The following is a 17,500-nucleotide window of genomic DNA, read 5'->3' on the forward strand; positions in this document are numbered from 1 at the left end:
TGATAGCGAGCGAATTATAGTAGCGAAGTTCCTGATTCCACACTGCCAAGAAAAGCCTCTAGCGAGGAAAAAGGTGCCCGTACCGCAAACCGACACAGGTAGGCGAGGAGAGAATCCTAAGGTGAGCGAGAGAACTCTCGTTAAGGAACTCGGCAAAATGACCCCGTAACTTCGGGAGAAGGGGTGCTCTGGTAGGGTGCAAGCCCGAGAGAGCCGCAGTGAATAGGCCCAGGCGACTGTTTAGCAAAAACACAGGTCTCTGCGAAGCCGTAAGGCGAAGTATAGGGGCTGACGCCTGCCCGGTGCTGGAAGGTTAAGAGGAGTGCTTAGCGCAAGCGAAGGTGCGAATCGAAGCCCCAGTAAACGGCGGCCGTAACTATAACGGTCCTAAGGTAGCGAAATTCCTTGTCGGGTAAGTTCCGACCCGCACGAAAGGCGTAACGATCTGGGCACTGTCTCAACGAGAGACTCGGTGAAATTATAGTACCTGTGAAGATGCAGGTTACCCGCGACAGGACGGAAAGACCCCGTGGAGCTTTACTGTAGCCTGATATTGAATTTTGGTACAGCTTGTACAGGATAGGTAGGAGCCTTGGAAACCGGAGCGCCAGCTTCGGTGGAGGCATCGGTGGGATACTACCCTGGCTGTATTGAAATTCTAACCCGCGCCCCTTATCGGGGTGGGAGACAGTGTCAGGTGGGCAGTTTGACTGGGGCGGTCGCCTCCTAAAGAGTAACGGAGGCGCCCAAAGGTTCCCTCAGAATGGTTGGAAATCATTCGCAGAGTGTAAAGGCACAAGGGAGCTTGACTGCGAGACCTACAAGTCGAGCAGGGACGAAAGTCGGGCTTAGTGATCCGGTGGTTCCGCATGGAAGGGCCATCGCTCAACGGATAAAAGCTACCCCGGGGATAACAGGCTTATCTCCCCCAAGAGTCCACATCGACGGGGAGGTTTGGCACCTCGATGTCGGCTCATCGCATCCTGGGGCTGTAGTCGGTCCCAAGGGTTGGGCTGTTCGCCCATTAAAGCGGTACGCGAGCTGGGTTCAGAACGTCGTGAGACAGTTCGGTCCCTATCCGTCGTGGGCGCAGGAAATTTGAGAGGAGCTGTCCTTAGTACGAGAGGACCGGGATGGACGCACCGCTGGTGTACCAGTTGTCTTGCCAAAGGCATCGCTGGGTAGCTATGTGCGGAAGGGATAAGTGCTGAAAGCATCTAAGCATGAAGCCCCCCTCGAGATGAGATTTCCCATCACGTAAGTGAGTAAGATCCCTAGAAGATGACTAGGTAGATAGGTCAGAGATGGAAGCATGGCGACATGTGGAGTTGACTGATACTAATCGATCGAGGACTTAACCACAAAGAGTCATATTTATATGAACAACAATTGGTCGGTATTCGGCTTTCTTGACATCAATTCTTTATCTAGTTTTGAAGGAACAACCCTTCAATTGAATATTCGTCTGGTGATAATGGCGAAGAGGTCACACCCGTTCCCATGCCGAACACGGAAGTTAAGCTCTTCAGCGCCGATGGTAGTTGGGGGATCTCCCCCTGTGAGAGTAGGACGTCGCCAGGCAAATAGGAAAAAAGAGTAGCTCTTAGGAGTTGCTCTTTTTTGGTTTGAAGTACGAAGAATGCGAAGGGAGGAAACGATGGTATAAAAAGGTGAAAAACGCATAAAAAGAAAAAACGACGCAAATACCTCTGAAAATGACGCAATAATTTCAAAAACGACGCAATCACTTCCGTAAATGACGCAATTAACTTCTCTTCCTATTCTCTCGGTTACGAAGTCCTTGAAAAAAGGCTAGTAATCTTGAAATCTTAAGGCCTATGCTAACCAAGGACACATTTTATGCTTCTTAGTACACTGAATCTAAGTGTTTTTCAAGATACAATAGAATTATAAAACTTTCATTATCCTAATAGCCAATCTATTAGATGTACGAGATCAGATATCAGTCATCTGACTACCTGCCAATCACCCATTCAAATCACTTATCCATCCCAACCACTTTACCCACCAACATCCCCTCTCAAACACCCACTCAAAATTGCTATCCCCCAACCTCCTAACGTATTATTTAAATAAGAGTATAAACAAGGAGAGAAAAACATGACGACAATTTATGATTTCACTGTTAAGAGAGCGAATGGGTCTGTGACGTCGCTGGACGAGTACCGGGGGAAAGTCATGCTGATTGTGAACACAGCAAGTAAGTGTGGCTTTACGCCCCAATTTGAAGAGCTTCAGGGCCTGTATGAAGAGTACAAAGAGGAAGGGCTTGTCGTACTGGGATTTCCGTGTGATCAATTCATGAACCAGGAATTTGATAATCAGGATGATATCATGGAGTTCTGTCAGGTGAATTACGGAGTATCATTCCCGATGTTTGCGAAGGTGGACGTAAAGGGTAAGGAAGCTCACCCATTGTTCACGTTTTTAACCCGGGAGAAAAAGGGTGTCCTTCTTTCAAATATTAAATGGAACTTCACTAAGTTTCTCGTTGGGAAAAATGGTGAGGTATTCGACCGGTATTCGCCGCAAACCAATCCTCGTAAAATTGAGGATGACATTAGAAAGTTACTTCAGGCTGAATAGAGAAAGAGGAAAGGCTCGGCCTTTCTCTTTCTCCTATGTTTTATCCTTAAGAATCTTGAGTAACAGATAGGGTGACTTTTCTGTTGTGACGTTGAGAAACGTCGTAATGATTGGATAGTCTTCATTCGTTCGGTTTTTTAATAGTTCCACCCACCATTCGGTTTCGTACCGGGCAATCATGCTTAGATTGTATAGGATGGCATAGTGGATGAGCACTTCAGGTATGCCGGATGCCTCGTTTCGAATTCCTGGCAGTGCCAACCGGTCTTTGTTTAAATGCCATCTGACAGGTAGTTGTTCCTCCGCGCTGGTTGTGTGCAGCGTGTCCTGTGTAATAGAAAGTGAATCCCTCGTTATTTTTTCGTTCAGGTATTGTTTAAATAAAGACCCCGACATATGAAAGTGGGAGAGTAAGGACTCGTCGATCGTCAGTTCGTTTTTATTGGTGAACCAGAACATGGTTTTCTTTTTGAGTAGAATAAGAAAGGCTTCTTCAAGTTCAGGTATTTGGACGAGCAGATCTTCCATTTTATATTTTTCTCCGATGATATGTTTCACGTGGAACACGAGGTCCGAAAAATGTGAAAAGAGCCCGTTTTTCTGGACCTTTACCTCATCCTGTAGAAACCTGTACTGCTGCTTCTTTCTTTTTCTTGAGGTAATCCCATGAGCAAGAACGGTAGTTGTTTCAGGGTATTCCGGATCTTCTGTCAGGACAATCGCTTTAATGAAATGAATGTATCCATAAAAAAGCAATATGGGCTTTAGTGAAAAAGGAGACATCATGGCTTGTTTATAATAAAGTTCTCCTTGTTCAAGGTAATACATGAATGGATAACAGTTGTCGTAACTCTTTAATTCAGCTTGAATGGAACCCAGTTTTTCGTAACATTTTTTTAGAAACTTCTGGGAGTATTCCGCTGATTGAAAATAGTGAATGAAGTCCCAGTGCTGACGTATTTCGTTCAAAAGATCACCTTCTAATTATTCTGAAAAGTTAAATTAATCCTATTCTTCTTGACAGTATTTTAACCAATTGATAACCTACTAATAATATTTTGGGACTAGGGAGGCCGAAAACATGTGGGATTCTAAATTTGCTAAAGAAGGTTTAACGTTTGACGATGTGTTATTGTTACCAGCTAAATCAGAGGTGTTACCAAAGGATGTAAACATTTCTGTTGAATTAACGGACTCAATTAAGCTGAATGTACCTGTCATCAGTGCAGGGATGGATACTGTTACCGAAGCTGAAATGGCGATTGCAATGGCTCGAACAGGTGGACTCGGTATCATCCACAAGAATATGAGTATTGAACAGCAAGCTGAACAGGTCGATAAAGTAAAACGTTCCGAAAGTGGAGTTATCTCTGATCCATTCTTTTTAACTCCGCATCATCAAGTCTTTTCTGCAGAGCACTTGATGGGCAAATATAGAATTTCCGGTGTTCCGATTGTGAACAACGAGCAAGAACAGAAGCTTGTCGGGATTTTAACGAATCGCGATCTTCGTTTCATCCAGGATTACTCGATCCAGATTTCGGATGTCATGACGAAGGAGAATCTTGTAACGGCTCCAGTCGGTACTACCCTAGAAGAAGCGGAAAAAATTCTTCAGCAATATAAGATTGAAAAGCTGCCTTTGATCGATCAAGAAGGAACACTTAAAGGATTGATTACGATCAAGGATATTGAGAAAGTCATCGAGTTCCCGAATTCGGCTAAAGATGCTCAAGGTCGTTTATTAGTGGGAGCAGCCGTTGGTATTTCCAAGGACACATTAACTCGTGTAGAACATTTGGTTAAAGCCCATGTGGATGTCATCGTGATCGATACGGCTCACGGTCATTCCGCTGGAGTCCTTTCTATTGTTCGTGAAATACGTGAAGCTTATCCAACGTTAAATATCGTTGCAGGTAATGTAGCCACGGCTGAAGCGACAAGAGAATTGATTGAAGCAGGTGCAGATGTGGTTAAAGTGGGAATCGGACCTGGTTCGATTTGTACAACCCGCGTGGTTGCAGGTGTGGGTGTTCCACAAATTACCGCTGTGTATGATTGTGCAACTGAAGCAAGAAAGCATGGGAAGAGCATCATCGCCGATGGAGGCATCAAGTACTCCGGTGATATTGTGAAAGCCCTGGCAGCCGGAGGACATGCCGTCATGCTTGGAAGCTTATTGGCAGGTACATCTGAAAGCCCTGGCGAAACGGAAATCTTCCAAGGTCGCCGCTTTAAAGTATACAGAGGGATGGGTTCTGTCAGCTCGATGGAAAAAGGATCAAAGGACCGTTATTTCCAAGAGGAAGCGAAAAAGTTCGTTCCAGAAGGCATCGAAGGGCGTATTCCTTATAAAGGACCATTAGCCGATACATTGTATCAGCTGGTTGGAGGCTTACGTTCAGGAATGGGTTACTGTGGAACGAAAGACTTATACGACTTAAGAGAAAAGGCGCAGTTCATTAAAATGACAGGTGCCGGCCTTCGTGAAAGTCATCCCCATGATGTTCAGATTACGAAAGAAGCACCAAATTACTCTTTATAAGAAAATAATGACAAAAGCTGATCAGAATTTCCTGGTCAGCTTTTTTTAATGTGAAAGAAAGGTTATTCTCCGTCTTTTTTTAGAGGCCGCAAGTCCCTTGACCTATGCCAAAACTAGTCATATTCTCTGTCTATTCTTACCTTTGGAACTATGTTAAAATAACGAAGGTGTACATAAAATCTTGGAGGGCTAACAGTGAAAAGAAGTTGGATTCAAAAATCTTTTGTTTGTATGATGGTTTTTATGATGGCAATGAGTATGGTGCAGAAACCTGCCAATGCTCAAGGTGACTTGGACGTAAACGCAAAAGCTGCGATTTTAGTAGAAGCAAGTACAGGTAAGATTCTGTATGAGAAGAATTCCGATACAGCTCAAGGAATTGCAAGTATGACGAAGATGATGACGGAATACGTGTTACTTGAAGCAGTTAAAGAAGGTAAAGTGAAATGGGATCAGACATACACGGTTCCGACAAAAATTTCGAATATGTCCCATAATGATAATTTGAGTAATGTTCCATTAAGAGAAGAGGGAACATATAATATCAAAGATCTGTATGAGGCAATGGCGATCGAATCTGCGAATGCTGCAGCGATGGCCATCGCTGAAACTGTAGCCGGGTCTCAAGAAAAGTTTGTTCAAATGATGAATGATAAAGCCAAAGAACTGGGCTTGGAAAACTATAAATTTGTCAATGTGACTGGATTGAATAATAAAGATTTAGCTCCTTATGTGGATCAAGTGGTCGGTGGAGCAGATGAAGAAAATGTGATGTCTGCGAAAGATACCGCAACACTTGCTTATCGATTGATGAAAGATTTCCCTGAAATCCTTGATACATCAAAAATCGCGAAGAAGACATTCGCCGAAGGCACTGAAGATGCTTTCAATATGAAAAACTGGAACTGGATGCTGCCTGGATTGATTCGTGAATACGAGGGCATGGACGGTTTGAAAACCGGTACGACTGATTTTGCGGGTGGATGTTTTACAGGAACAGCTGAAAGAGATGGAATGCGTTATATTACAGTGGTGATGAACGTGGATATCAGCTCTGGTGAAAATTCTTATGACGCACGTTTTAATGAAACAAGAAAAATGTTAGATTACGCCTTTACTAATTTCACAATGGAAGAAGTCCTTCCTGCTGACTACAAAGTAAAAGGACATAAAACACTTTCAGTTCAAAAAGGAAAAGAAAAAGAAGTTCAAATCAAAACCGATTCTCCATTAAGCATGGTGGTTAAGAACGGTGAAGAAGATCAATACAAACCTAAGTTTGTGTTGGATAAGAAAAAGTTGAATGATGATGGCGAACTGACCGCTCCTGTTAAAGAAGGGGAAAAGGTCGGGTATGTCATGCTGGAAGCTAAAGGCAAGAAAGATTTAGGTTATCTTACGGATAAAGGAACGAACGCTTCAAAGGCATCTGTTGTGACAGTGGATGGTGTCGAGAAAGCGAACTGGTTCGTCCTTTCCATGAGAGCCGTCGGTGGTTTCTTCGGAGATATCTGGGATTCCATTACTTCTACGGTTAAAGGCTGGTTCTAACTTATAATAAACACCAAGGCTCAAGTTGATGAGTCCTGGTGTTTTTTTATAATTGAATAATTGTAGGGTCTTATACAAAGGGACTGAAGAAATGCTTGTCGCCGCTTCCGCTTTTCGTCTTGACATAAGCCCGTTTTTATTGTTTATTTAGCAGTAGGGTTACATAATCATTCCGATTGTTTTAGTCACGTTTTCTTCCTTTTTTGGGAAGTTGTGGGCATGCAAGGGATAAATATAAGGGGGATATAGATATGAAGACTGGTACAGATCGTGTAAAAAGAGGTATGGCTGAAATGCAAAAAGGCGGCGTTATCATGGACGTTGTCAATGCAGAGCAGGCAAAAGTTGCCGAAGCTGCGGGTGCAGTTGCGGTAATGGCTTTAGAACGTGTTCCAGCAGACATCCGTGCTGCAGGTGGAGTGGCAAGAATGGCAGATCCTCGTATTATTGAAGAAGTGATGGGTGCTGTTTCGATTCCTGTAATGGCAAAGGCTCGTATCGGTCATATAGTTGAGGCGAGAGTTCTTGAATCAATGGGTGTTGACTACCTTGATGAAAGTGAAGTATTGACGCCCGCTGATGAAGAGTACCATTTAAATAAAAGAGATTTCACGGTTCCTTTCGTATGCGGATGCCGTGATTTAGGTGAAGCTGCCCGCCGTATCGGTGAAGGGGCATCTATGCTTCGTACAAAGGGTGAGCCTGGAACAGGTAACATCGTTGAAGCGGTTCGTCATATGCGTAAGGTCAATGCTCAAGTACGTAAGCTAGTGAGCATGAATGAAGATGAGATCATGACAGAAGCGAAGTTACTGGGAGCTCCATACGAATTATTGTTAGAAATTAAAGAAAACGGTCGTTTACCTGTTGTAAACTTTGCTGCAGGCGGAATTGCTACACCAGCTGATGCGGCTCTTATGATGGAATTAGGGGCTGACGGAGTATTCGTAGGCTCTGGTATCTTCAAGTCAGAGAACCCTGAAAAATTCGCAAGAGCGATTGTAGAAGCGACTACTCACTATCAGGATTACAAGTTGATCGCAGAACTGTCTAAAGAGCTTGGTGTAGCGATGAAGGGTGTAGAAATTTCTTCTATCCTCCCTGAAAACCGTATGCAAGATCGTGGATGGTAAGGTGTGATTCTATGTTGAACATCGGTGTATTAGGACTTCAAGGTGCCGTCAGGGAGCATGTTCGTTCCATTGAAGCCTCAGGTGCCAAGGCGATCGTCGTGAAGCGTGTAGAGCAACTGGAAGAGATTCATGGGCTCATCATGCCTGGTGGGGAAAGTACCACCATGAGAAGGCTGATTGACCGCTATGGCTTTATGGAGCCGTTAAGACAATTCGCAGCAGCAGGGAAGCCGATCTTTGGAACATGTGCCGGTTTGATTCTGTTAGCGAAGCATGTTGTCGGTTACGAAGAGCCTCATCTTGGGGTGATGGATGTGACGGTGGAGCGTAATTCATTTGGCCGTCAGAAGGAAAGCTTTGAAGCGGACCTTTCGATTGCCCATGTAGGAGAAGGATTCAATGCCGTCTTCATCCGTGCGCCTCATATCGTGGAAGCGGGAGAAGATGTTGAAATCCTGGCGAAGCATAACGAGCGTATCGTGCTTGCCCGCCACGGACAGTTCCTCGGCTGTTCATTCCATCCTGAATTGACGGATGATCATCGTCTGACTGCATTTTTCGTTGAAATGGTGAAAGAAAGCATGGAAAAAACAATCGCATAATTCTATTGCAAAATGGAAAACATTGTAGTAGATTATGAAATAACCAATAAAAATTAAAATCGTTGAGAGGAAATAGTAGTAAAGAAAGCTTGCTAAAGAGAGTCGATGGCCGGTGAGAATCGATGCAGGAGCTTTACGAATCCATCCTTGAGTGAAGTACTGAATGAAGTAGGTATTTTCGGTGATTCCGTTACCATCTCTTAAGAGGAAGATGCGAGAGTGTCTTCAATTAGGGTGGCAACGCGGAAACCTCCGTCCCTTTTACCAGGGATGGGGGTTTTTTATATTTTTATAAAAAGGAGAGAAACTGCATGTTAGACATTAAATATTTACGTAACAATCTGGAAGATGTAAAAGCCCGACTTCAGCACCGCGGTGAGAACCTGGAGGACTTCGGTAAGTTTGAAGAGCTTGATAAGAGAAGAAGAGAGCTCCTGGTGGAAAGTGAAGATCTCAAGAGCAAGCGTAATGATGTATCCCAACAAATTGCCGAGCTGAAAAAAGAGAAAAAAGATGCTCAGGATATGATTGTGGAAATGCGCGAAGTCGGGGCCATGGTTAAAAAGCTGGATGATGAATTAAGAGGCATCGAAGAAGAACTTGAGCGCATCCTTCTTTCTATTCCAAATATCCCTCATGAAACGGTACCTGTCGGAGAAACAGAAGATGATAATGTTGAAGCGCGTAAATGGGGAGAGGTCCGGGAATTCGATTTCGAAGCACAGCCTCACTGGGATGTTGCCACAGGACTTGGAATTCTTGATTTCGAACGTGCAGGGAAAGTGACGGGGAGCCGATTCGTTTTCTATAAAGGACTTGGAGCAAGACTTGAAAGAGCCCTCATCAACTTCATGATGGACCTTCACATGGATGAGCATGGCTATACAGAAATGATCCCTCCATTCCTTGTGAATAGAGCGAGTATGACAGGAACAGGTCAGCTTCCAAAGTTTGAGGAAGATGCATTCAGAATTGAAAGTGAAGACTACTTCCTAGTACCAACGGCAGAAGTGCCTGTGACGAATTATCATCGTGATGAGATCCTGAAGGCTGACGAACTGCCTGTAAGCTATGTGGCATACAGCGCCAACTTCCGCTCTGAAGCTGGATCTGCAGGACGTGACACAAGAGGGCTGATCCGTCAGCATCAATTCAACAAAGTCGAGCTGGTACGCTTTGTGAAGCCTGAGGACTCTTATGATGAGTTAGAGAAATTGACGGGTCACGCTGAAAAAGTTCTTCAGCTGCTTGGCCTGCCGTACCGCGTATTATCTATGTGTACAGCGGACCTGGGCTTCACAGCAGCCAAGAAGTACGACATTGAAGTGTGGATCCCGAGTTACGGGACGTACCGTGAGATTTCTTCTTGCAGTAACTTTGAGAGCTTCCAGGCGAGACGTGCCAACATCCGCTTCAGAAGAGAGCCGAACGCAAAGCCTGAACATGTGCATACGTTAAATGGTTCTGGATTAGCGATCGGACGTACAGTAGCCGCCATCCTGGAAAACTACCAGCAGGAAGATGGCAGTGTCATCGTACCAGAAGCCCTTCGTCCATATATGGGTGGAGTGGAAGTCATTAAATAAAACGTTTTTATCAGCAAAAAGAAGTCTCGCGTTCCTCCGTGAGACTTCTTTTTAATTTTTTTTGAAATATCCTTGACTCCATTCATACACCATGTTATTATAATTCTTGTCGATACGGAGGAATACCCAAGTCCGGCTGAAGGGATCGGTCTTGAAAACCGACAGGGGTGTAACAGCCCGCGGGGGTTCGAATCCCCCTTCCTCCTCCATTGATTTTTTTTATAACCATCGCGCATAAACTTTGGAGATAGAATTCGTTACATTTCATGTAACGAATTTTTTTATTTTATCTCCATGTCAAAGGACCCAGTACCTCTTACTTAAGGTTCTTTATATCTTCTCTTACATGGTGATCGGACGTGTTTTCAAGTACACCGATCGCTGTAATATGACTGCGTGCTTCGTCATCCCCCAGCAGGTAGATCTTCGCATAAATATCCTTCATCGATTGATCATAATGATCATCTTCTGGTGAATTATGATACTGGCGGAATGGAACCTGAGCGCGTCTCATGGTCGACATATCGTCATCATAGTTATCGTTAAAGAGCATTTTAAGCTCGTTCACCTCTGTAGGGGTTGCGAATATCCGAAAGCTTGGACTGGCGTTTTGATTCGGATCCTGCAGAATATCCCCGCTGCTGATATCAACAAAATAAGTTTGTTTCGATTCCATCATCTCTACATCTCCCCAATCGATTATTTGTTACTACCTATACCTCTTTTCGGATGGAAATAAACGGATGGGTGCTTCCTCCTTTCTTTATTAGGCATTTTGTAGGGAGGGTATAAAAAAAGACTACTCATACCGCAGAGTAGTCTTTTCTTTATTTAGCTCTTTAACATTCTCGTCTGTTCGATGAAGTAACCGATTCTTTCGACGATTGGTTCGATGGAATTTTGGTCGTTGACGAGATCGTATTCGCTGATGTCGAGTCTTAAGACGGGACACGCGTTAAAGGAATTGATCCAGTTTTCGTAGCGCTCGTGCATTTCCTCCCAGTAGGCAACAGGCGTTTGCTGTTCCATCGGGCGACCCCGCTCTTTGATGCGGTCCACGATATGATCAATGGACCCTTCAAGGTAAATCAACAGATCAGGGTGAGGGAAGTATGGCGTCATGACCATGGCATCGAATAGGCTTGTATAGGTTTCATAGTCGATTTCACTCATATTCCCTTTTTCATAATGCATGCGTGCGAATATGCCTGTATCCTCGTAGATCGAGCGGTCTTGGATAAAGCCGCCGCCGTATTCAAAGATTTTCTTCTGTTCTTTAAAGCGTTCTGCCAGGAAGTAGACTTGAAGGTGGAAGCTCCAGCTTTTAAAGTCCTGATAAAATTTATCAAGATATGGATTGGTATCCACTTTTTCAAATGACGTCCGGAAGCCCAAAGCGTTAGCCAATCCGTTTGTCATCGTGGATTTCCCGACACCGACCGTTCCGGCAATGGTGATCACGGCATTGTTCGGGATCCCGTATTTAGTGCGAAGATTCATGATAGTGAACTCCTTTTTTCAGTGTAGTTTCTAATTGAGTAAGAATATGTTCCAGATCCTCTTTGTTTTGAACAAAGTCTACGTGGTCGCCATTGTAGCGAAGAACAGGGATATCCGGGTGTGTTTCTTCGAATGTATTCATATATTCTTCATAATCCAGTGATAGCTGCTTCAGGTATAGAGGGCTGATTTTCTTTTCAAAATCACGTCCTCTTTTTTCGATGCGCTTCAGGAGCGTATCCAAGCTTGCGTTCAAGTAAATGACCACATTGGGTCTCGGCATGTCTGAAGTCAGGATGTCATAGATGTTGAGGTATTTCTTGAATTGTTGTTCATCCTTCAATGTGCGTTTTGCGAAGATGATGTTTTTAAGAATATGATAATCTGCAACGACAGATTTGTTCTGAGATAAGTAGTGTTTCTCGATATCTTCTAATTGTTTATATCGATTGCATAAGAAAAACATCTCTGTTTGAAAGCTCCACTCTTCAATGTCATCATAAAACTTATCTAAGAATGGGTTTTCATCTACGATTTCTTTAAGCAGGTGAAATTGAAAATGATCGGAAATCGCTTTTGCAAGAGAGGTTTTTCCTATTCCAATCGGGCCTTCAACGGTAATGAAAGGAATGCGCCCCATTAATTGTCCTCCTCATATTACTCTCGAATATAGTGTGAAAAATTACGACAGGAATTATTGTAACACAATATATGGATGGTTTGTTCAGGATATTTCCTGTATAGATAAAACACATCACCTTCATTGTATCGGCTTCCTGTAAGGGAATTTTTATGAAGACGCACATAAAAAGCTGATGAATAGGTGTTTATAGATTTACCTATCCATCAGCTTCTATTAATTATCTTTTTACAACATTGAAATTGTCGGAAATTAACAGCCAGTTTTGAGGGAAAGGCAGACCGAGCTTCCAATAGCTCATCCCCCTCAATTTCAATTCTTTCATAAGGTCGAATTTGGCCTGGATGCTTCGTGCATCTTCAAACCAAACTTCATGATCCTTTCCGGTGCCTGCATCACGGTACTTGAAGAATGGTGCCTGCGCTTTTTGATCATAATCGATTTTAACATTGTTATCAGCGGCTATCTGGATTGCCTGTTGCGGACTGATGGCTTTGGCTGTGCTTCCCTGTACAAAAGGGAGTGTCCAGTCATAACCATACAAATTCTGCCCCATGAGAATCTTTGATGGAGGCATCTCAGAAACAGCGTACTCAAGAACATCCCTCACCGGTCCGATAGGGGATACGGCCATGGCAGGACCGCCGCTGTAACCCCACTCATACGTCATGATGACCACGAAGTCGACAATTTCACCGTGGGCTTTATAATCATGTGCTTCATACCATTTCCCTTTTTGATCTGCACTGGTCTTTGGAGCAAGGGCGGTGGAGAGCAGCCATCCTTCCTGATTGAAGCGTGCCTTCGCTTTTCGTAAAAATTGGTTGTAGGCTTCTTTGTCCTGTGGACGTAAGTACTCAAAGTCGAAGTGAATATCCCTGAATCCATATTTCTTAGCCGTTTGGACGACGTTATCCAGGAACTTATTCTGGATGTTCTGATCGGTTAATAGAATTCTGCCCAGTTCATCACTGAATGTCCCTTCCTCCTGGTTGGTGATGGCCATCATCATGACATTATTATTGTCTTTCCCGGTTTGAATGAGGTTTCCGAGGGGAGGTTCTTTCAAAGTGCCATCCCGCTTCGCCTGAAAACTGAACGGAGCGAGATACGTGAGATAGGGGGCGGCTTCCTTGGCGCTTTGTTCAAGGTTCGGGGCCACTTCCTTTCCGTATGGCTCAACATAGCCATTAAACTCCGCTTTCACCTTAGGCTTCTGTGGGATGTATAAACGAGTCCCCACCTGTAGAGGCTGATTAGGAGAAATCCCGTTCACCCTTGCAAGTTCCTGATAAGGGACGCCCGTCTTTTGACTGATTCTCCAAAGACTATCCCCGGGTTGAACAAAATAAAAACTTCCTATAATCGGGATGACCAGTGATTGGCCGATCACTAAATTATTGGGGTTCGGCAATTGATTAGCGTCCACTATATCATTAACTGTTGATCCATACGCTTGAGCGATACCAAATAAAGATTGGTTCGGCTGGACAACATGTATTTGCATAAACAAACCCTCCTTTAATTCATTCACTATAATCAGCGTATGAGAAGGGTGGTTTGAATATGTTTTCTGCCGGAAATTTTATAAAATCCCGCCGGTAGGATCAATCTTTGCTTTTAAGACATTTTTCATCATCGTCAAAGCGTAGTGATTATCTTCTTCACTGACAGAAGCGATGGCGTCGCCGGGCACCATTAGGTTAAACTCTCTCATATAGGCATCATTGGCTGTGAAGAGTACACATATATTACCGGCAATCCCTGTGATGATCAGGTTCTTGACAGATAAGTGGTGAAGAAGCGTGTTTAATGCCGTACCATAAAAGGCAGAGTGTTTCGGTTTAATAAGAAAGTAATCGTCTTCCATCGGTTGGAGAGGAGTCATGATCGGGTCGCTCGTCTTATTATGACATTTCTTATAGATCTCTTTGTAATCTGCTTTCCAAAGCTCGTAATGGTCGTTAATATAGATGGTAGGAAGCTGATGTTTCATACAATAGCGACGCAGGGAGTTAATGGGATCGACAATCTTTGAGGTGTGTTGCGCCAACGTTTCCCCATGTGTAAAGTCAAATGGATTCATAATATCGATGACCAAAAGAGCAGTATCGTTAGGTATCATGTGAAAGCCCCTTTCCACTATAGTTTGGTGTGAATCGGGATATTTTATAAAGGATTGAGAAATAAATTTACAGGAGTACACAATGGGTATAAGAGAAGAACAGTTTATGAAAGAAGCACTGATAGAAGCAGAGAAAGCCGCCGCCATCCAGGAAGTTCCGATTGGCGCCGTGATTGTGATGGATGACGAGATCATCGCCCGGGCCCATAATCTGAGGGAAACGAGCCAAAACGCCATCACCCATGCAGAAACACTGGCGATCCAAGAGGCATGTGAGAAGCTTGGCACTTGGCGTCTTGAAGGAGCGGAGATTTATGTCACCCTTGAACCATGTCCCATGTGCAGCGGTGCCATCATCCTATCACGAATCGAGAAAGTCGTTTATGGGGCAAAGGATCCGAAAGCGGGTTGTGCCGGGACGCTGATGAATCTACTTGAGGATGATCGGTTTAATCACCAGTGTGAAGTATTGCCTGGGGTGTTGTCGGAAGAGTGTGGTGGAATCCTGTCCCGATTTTTTAAAGGATTAAGGGATCGGAAGAAAAGTGAGAAGAAAAAGAGGATGGATAGTCTGTAAATAACTTACAGCATTCCATCATTGCTTTTTACCGTAAATCCTAGTATACTTAATCTTGCGTCGCACTAATGACGCAACTAAATATGGTATCAATTTTGCCGTGCTAGGTGGGGAGGTAGCGGTGCCCTGTACTCGCAATCCGCTCTAGCGAGACCGAATTCCTTTCCGAGGCTCGCACTCTGTAGGGCCTGCCTCAAGTAAGTGGTGTTGACGCCTGGGTCCTGCGCAATGGGAATCCATGAACCATGTCAGGTCCGGAAGGAAGCAGCATTAAGTGGAAGCTCCCATGTGCCGCAGGGTTGCCTGGGCCGAGCTAACTGCTTGAGTAACGCCTATGGATGCTTGTCGACGAAAGGTGCACGGCAGTTTAACTTATATACAACAACTCATCCATTTCCGGGTGAGTTTTTTGTTTATGTAAAGGTTTAAATTGATCTCCGGTTTTCTTTGTAAAAGGGATTTACATTACGTTATAATAGAGACACTATAGTACATAAAAAGAGGGGGGAGTATTTTGGCATATCAAGCTTTATATCGTGTGTGGCGTCCTCAGTCATTTATTGATGTAGTGGGACAGCAGCATGTAACGAAAACGTTGCAAAATGCCCTCCTTCATCAGAAGATTTCCCATGCCTATTTATTCTCGGGACCAAGAGGGACAGGGAAGACTAGTGCAGCGAAGATCCTGGCGAAAGCCGTTAACTGTGAACGTTCCCCTGTAGCGGAACCTTGCAATGAGTGCGATGCGTGTAAAGGGATCACGGACGGTTCGATCCCTGATGTCATTGAAATCGATGCCGCCTCCAATAACGGGGTGGAGGAGATCCGGGACATCCGGGATAAAGTCAAATATTCTCCAAACGTTGTCGAGTATAAAGTCTACATCATCGATGAAGTTCATATGCTGTCCATCGGGGCATTCAATGCGCTTCTGAAAACATTGGAGGAGCCGCCTAAGCATGTCATATTCATCCTGGCGACGACCGAACCCCATAAGATTCCCCTGACCATCATTTCGCGCTGTCAGCGATTTGACTTCAAACGGATCACCGCCATGGATATTGTGGGAAGAATGAGTCATATTGCCACAGAATCCGGCGTGAATTTTGAGGAAAATGCCTTGACGATCATCGCTAGGGCTGCCGAGGGCGGGATGCGTGATGCTCTCAGCCTTCTCGATCAGGCGATCTCCTTCAGTCAGGACCGGGTCACGGTCGACGATGCCCTGACGGTAACAGGAGCCGTTTCTCAAGGTTACTTGAATACGCTGGCAAAGGCCATCCTGGAAAGAGATGTTACAACCGGTTTAGGGGCCCTGGAAGAGCTCCTGTTTCAAGGGAAGGACCCGGCGAGGTTCGCAGAAGACTTCATCCTTTATTTCAGGGACATGCTGTTATACCAGACCGCACCGAACCTGGAGGAATCACTGGAACGGGTCATGCTCGACGATGATTTCAAAGAATTGGCGGAGCGCACCCAGCCTGGACAGATCTATCAGTACATTGACGTCCTGAATCAGGCCGGTCAGGAAATGAAGTTTACGAACCATGCCCGGATTTATCTGGAGGTTTCCATTGTGAAGCTTTGTCAGATGGAAGCGCCCGTATCCGCTTCTTCGCCGGAAGTGAATGATTTGATGAAAAAGATCAACCTTCTTGAAAAAGAGGTCGAACAGCTGAAGGCAAATGGAGTCAAGGTCCAAGCGGAGCCCGCAGCACAGGCAGCAAAAAAACCGATCAGGGCGAAGAAGGGGTTCCGGGCCCCTACCGGTAAGATCCAGGAAGTGCTCCGAACGGCCACGAAAGAGGATTTGAATCTTATCAAGAGTCGTTGGGGAGACATGGTGGAAACCCTTAATCAGCGTCAGATGCGTTCGCAGTCTGCATTATTAAATGATGCTGAACCTGTAGCAGCAACAAACGGCTCATTTGTGTTAAAATTCAAATATGATATCCATTGTCAAATGGCAATGGAGAATCAAGCTTTCACTTCCGCGATTGCTTCCATCTTGGAAGAATTAACGGGAAATAGCTATGCGGCTATTGGGATTCCTGAAGATCAGTGGATGTCCATAAGGGAAGACTTCATCCGGAATTCGAAAACAGAGGATGGGGATTCATCCAGCGGAAATCAAGAAGAAGATTCTCTCTTAACGGAAGCTGAAAAGCTGGTCGGTATGGATTTAATAGAACTTAACGATTAATAGTTTCAATAATAAACTGGAGGTAATGATGATGATGCGTGGAAATGGAAATATGCAAAACATGATGAAACAAATGCAAAAAATGCAAAAGAAGATGGCGGAAGCTCAGGAAGAACTGGGTGAAAAGCAAATCGAAGGAACAGCAGGCGGCGGTATGGTAACAGTTATTGTGTCCGGCCACAAACAAGTCATTGACGTGAAAATCAACGAAGAAGCGGTTGATCCGGATGATGTAGAAATGTTACAAGACTTAGTTCTTGCAGCAACTAACGATGCACTGAAGAAAGCGGACGAACTAACGAACTCAACCATGGGTCAGTTCACTAAAGGAATGAACCTACCGGGAATGTTCTAGGAGGCAAACATATGCATTATCCTGAGCCTATATCAAAGCTGATCGACAGCTTTATGAAACTGCCGGGAATCGGGCC

16 protein-coding genes, 1 tRNA gene, 2 rRNA genes, 1 other RNA gene and 1 other annotated feature (2 of these 21 running past the window's edge) are annotated in these 17,500 nt (G+C 44.4%); of the genes, 14 read left to right on the plus strand and 6 right to left on the minus strand.

Annotation, left to right across the window (positions count from 1 at the left end):
• From M1J35_RS02775 to M1J35_RS02785, 3 genes are all read left to right on the plus strand, one after another.
• Positions 1 to 1,362: ribosomal RNA gene (locus M1J35_RS02775) — 23S ribosomal RNA — on the plus strand; it begins 1,575 nt to the left of the window's first position.
• A 102-nt stretch (positions 1,363 to 1,464) separates the two neighbouring features.
• Positions 1,465 to 1,581, plus strand: a 5S ribosomal RNA gene (gene rrf, locus M1J35_RS02780).
• Positions 1,582 to 2,121: 540 nt separating this feature from the next.
• Positions 2,122 to 2,607, plus strand: coding sequence for a glutathione peroxidase (locus tag M1J35_RS02785; RefSeq protein ID WP_224522403.1), 486 nt, complete (start codon positions 2,122 to 2,124; stop codon positions 2,605 to 2,607).
• A gap of 33 nt (positions 2,608 to 2,640) precedes the next feature.
• On the opposite strand, the gene M1J35_RS02790 is transcribed toward M1J35_RS02785, so the two are convergent.
• Entirely contained in the window at positions 2,641 to 3,576 is a 936-nt protein-coding gene (locus M1J35_RS02790; protein ID WP_254652732.1) for a YaaC family protein, read from the minus strand.
• A 112-nt stretch (positions 3,577 to 3,688) separates the two neighbouring features.
• On the opposite strand from M1J35_RS02790, the gene guaB reads away from it, so the two are divergent.
• The 6 genes from guaB to M1J35_RS02820 all read left to right on the plus strand — a co-directional run bounded on the left by guaB (position 3,689) and on the right by M1J35_RS02820 (position 10,233).
• The gene (guaB, locus tag M1J35_RS02795) at positions 3,689 to 5,152 is read left to right on the plus strand and encodes an IMP dehydrogenase (protein WP_254652733.1); all 1,464 of its coding nucleotides are present in this window, start codon (positions 3,689 to 3,691) and stop codon (positions 5,150 to 5,152) included.
• 195 nt (positions 5,153 to 5,347) lie between these two features.
• Positions 5,348 to 6,703, plus strand: coding sequence for a serine hydrolase (locus tag M1J35_RS02800; RefSeq protein WP_371928709.1), 1,356 nt, complete (start codon positions 5,348 to 5,350; stop codon positions 6,701 to 6,703).
• Between the two features lie 251 nt (positions 6,704 to 6,954).
• On the plus strand, positions 6,955 to 7,836 hold the full coding sequence (gene pdxS / locus M1J35_RS02805; RefSeq protein WP_061811515.1) for a pyridoxal 5'-phosphate synthase lyase subunit PdxS: 882 nt from the start codon (positions 6,955 to 6,957) through the stop codon (positions 7,834 to 7,836).
• An 11-nt stretch (positions 7,837 to 7,847) separates the two neighbouring features.
• Positions 7,848 to 8,438, plus strand: a complete 591-nt coding sequence (gene pdxT, locus M1J35_RS02810; RefSeq protein WP_254652735.1) for a pyridoxal 5'-phosphate synthase glutaminase subunit PdxT — start codon at positions 7,848 to 7,850, stop codon at positions 8,436 to 8,438.
• 53 nt (positions 8,439 to 8,491) lie between these two features.
• Positions 8,492 to 8,701: a binding site (T-box leader), on the plus strand.
• Between the two features lie 48 nt (positions 8,702 to 8,749).
• Positions 8,750 to 10,024, plus strand: a complete 1,275-nt coding sequence (serS, locus tag M1J35_RS02815) for a serine--tRNA ligase (protein ID WP_254652736.1) — start codon at positions 8,750 to 8,752, stop codon at positions 10,022 to 10,024.
• Between the two features lie 116 nt (positions 10,025 to 10,140).
• A tRNA-Ser gene (locus M1J35_RS02820) sits at positions 10,141 to 10,233 on the plus strand.
• Between the two features lie 107 nt (positions 10,234 to 10,340).
• On the opposite strand, the gene M1J35_RS02825 is transcribed toward M1J35_RS02820, so the two are convergent.
• The 5 genes from M1J35_RS02825 to M1J35_RS02845 all read right to left on the minus strand — a co-directional run bounded on the left by M1J35_RS02825 (position 10,341) and on the right by M1J35_RS02845 (position 14,289).
• Positions 10,341 to 10,703 (minus strand): hydrolase, encoded by a 363-nt coding sequence (locus tag M1J35_RS02825; protein ID WP_224522398.1) that lies wholly within the window; start codon positions 10,701 to 10,703, stop codon positions 10,341 to 10,343.
• A 152-nt stretch (positions 10,704 to 10,855) separates the two neighbouring features.
• The gene (locus tag M1J35_RS02830) at positions 10,856 to 11,524 is read right to left on the minus strand and encodes a deoxynucleoside kinase (protein WP_034766108.1); all 669 of its coding nucleotides are present in this window, start codon (positions 11,522 to 11,524) and stop codon (positions 10,856 to 10,858) included.
• Positions 11,508 to 12,164 (minus strand): deoxynucleoside kinase, encoded by a 657-nt coding sequence (locus M1J35_RS02835; RefSeq protein ID WP_254652737.1) that lies wholly within the window; start codon positions 12,162 to 12,164, stop codon positions 11,508 to 11,510. Before M1J35_RS02835 ends, M1J35_RS02830 begins: the two co-directional genes overlap by 17 nt.
• 220 nt (positions 12,165 to 12,384) lie before the next feature.
• Positions 12,385 to 13,671, minus strand: coding sequence for a glycoside hydrolase family 18 protein (locus M1J35_RS02840; protein ID WP_224522397.1), 1,287 nt, complete (start codon positions 13,669 to 13,671; stop codon positions 12,385 to 12,387).
• A gap of 78 nt (positions 13,672 to 13,749) precedes the next feature.
• Positions 13,750 to 14,289: a cysteine hydrolase family protein gene (locus M1J35_RS02845; RefSeq protein WP_224522396.1), complete on the minus strand. Its 540-nt coding sequence runs from the start codon at positions 14,287 to 14,289 to the stop codon at positions 13,750 to 13,752.
• Positions 14,290 to 14,371: 82 nt separating this feature from the next.
• Between M1J35_RS02845 and tadA the strand changes: the two genes are divergently transcribed.
• The 5 genes from tadA to recR form a co-directional block, all read left to right on the plus strand.
• On the plus strand, positions 14,372 to 14,866 hold the full coding sequence (tadA, locus tag M1J35_RS02850) for a tRNA adenosine(34) deaminase TadA (protein WP_254652738.1): 495 nt from the start codon (positions 14,372 to 14,374) through the stop codon (positions 14,864 to 14,866).
• A 98-nt stretch (positions 14,867 to 14,964) separates the two neighbouring features.
• Positions 14,965 to 15,229: signal recognition particle sRNA large type (gene ffs, locus M1J35_RS02855), an RNA gene on the plus strand.
• 151 nt (positions 15,230 to 15,380) lie between these two features.
• Positions 15,381 to 17,069, plus strand: coding sequence for a DNA polymerase III subunit gamma/tau (dnaX, locus tag M1J35_RS02860; RefSeq protein ID WP_061811512.1), 1,689 nt, complete (start codon positions 15,381 to 15,383; stop codon positions 17,067 to 17,069).
• Between the two features lie 31 nt (positions 17,070 to 17,100).
• On the plus strand, positions 17,101 to 17,424 hold the full coding sequence (locus tag M1J35_RS02865) for a YbaB/EbfC family nucleoid-associated protein (RefSeq protein ID WP_172655813.1): 324 nt from the start codon (positions 17,101 to 17,103) through the stop codon (positions 17,422 to 17,424).
• 11 nt (positions 17,425 to 17,435) lie between these two features.
• Positions 17,436 to 17,500, plus strand: partial view of a recombination mediator RecR gene (gene recR / locus M1J35_RS02870; RefSeq protein WP_034766119.1) — the start only. It continues 532 nt past the right edge of the window; the window shows 65 of its 597 coding nt (coding positions 1–65); the start codon lies at positions 17,436 to 17,438; the stop codon falls past the right edge of the window.

Source organism: Rossellomorea sp. KS-H15a (assembly GCF_024195245.1).
Taxonomy (GTDB): Bacteria; Bacillota; Bacilli; order Bacillales; family Bacillaceae_B; genus Rossellomorea; species Rossellomorea vietnamensis.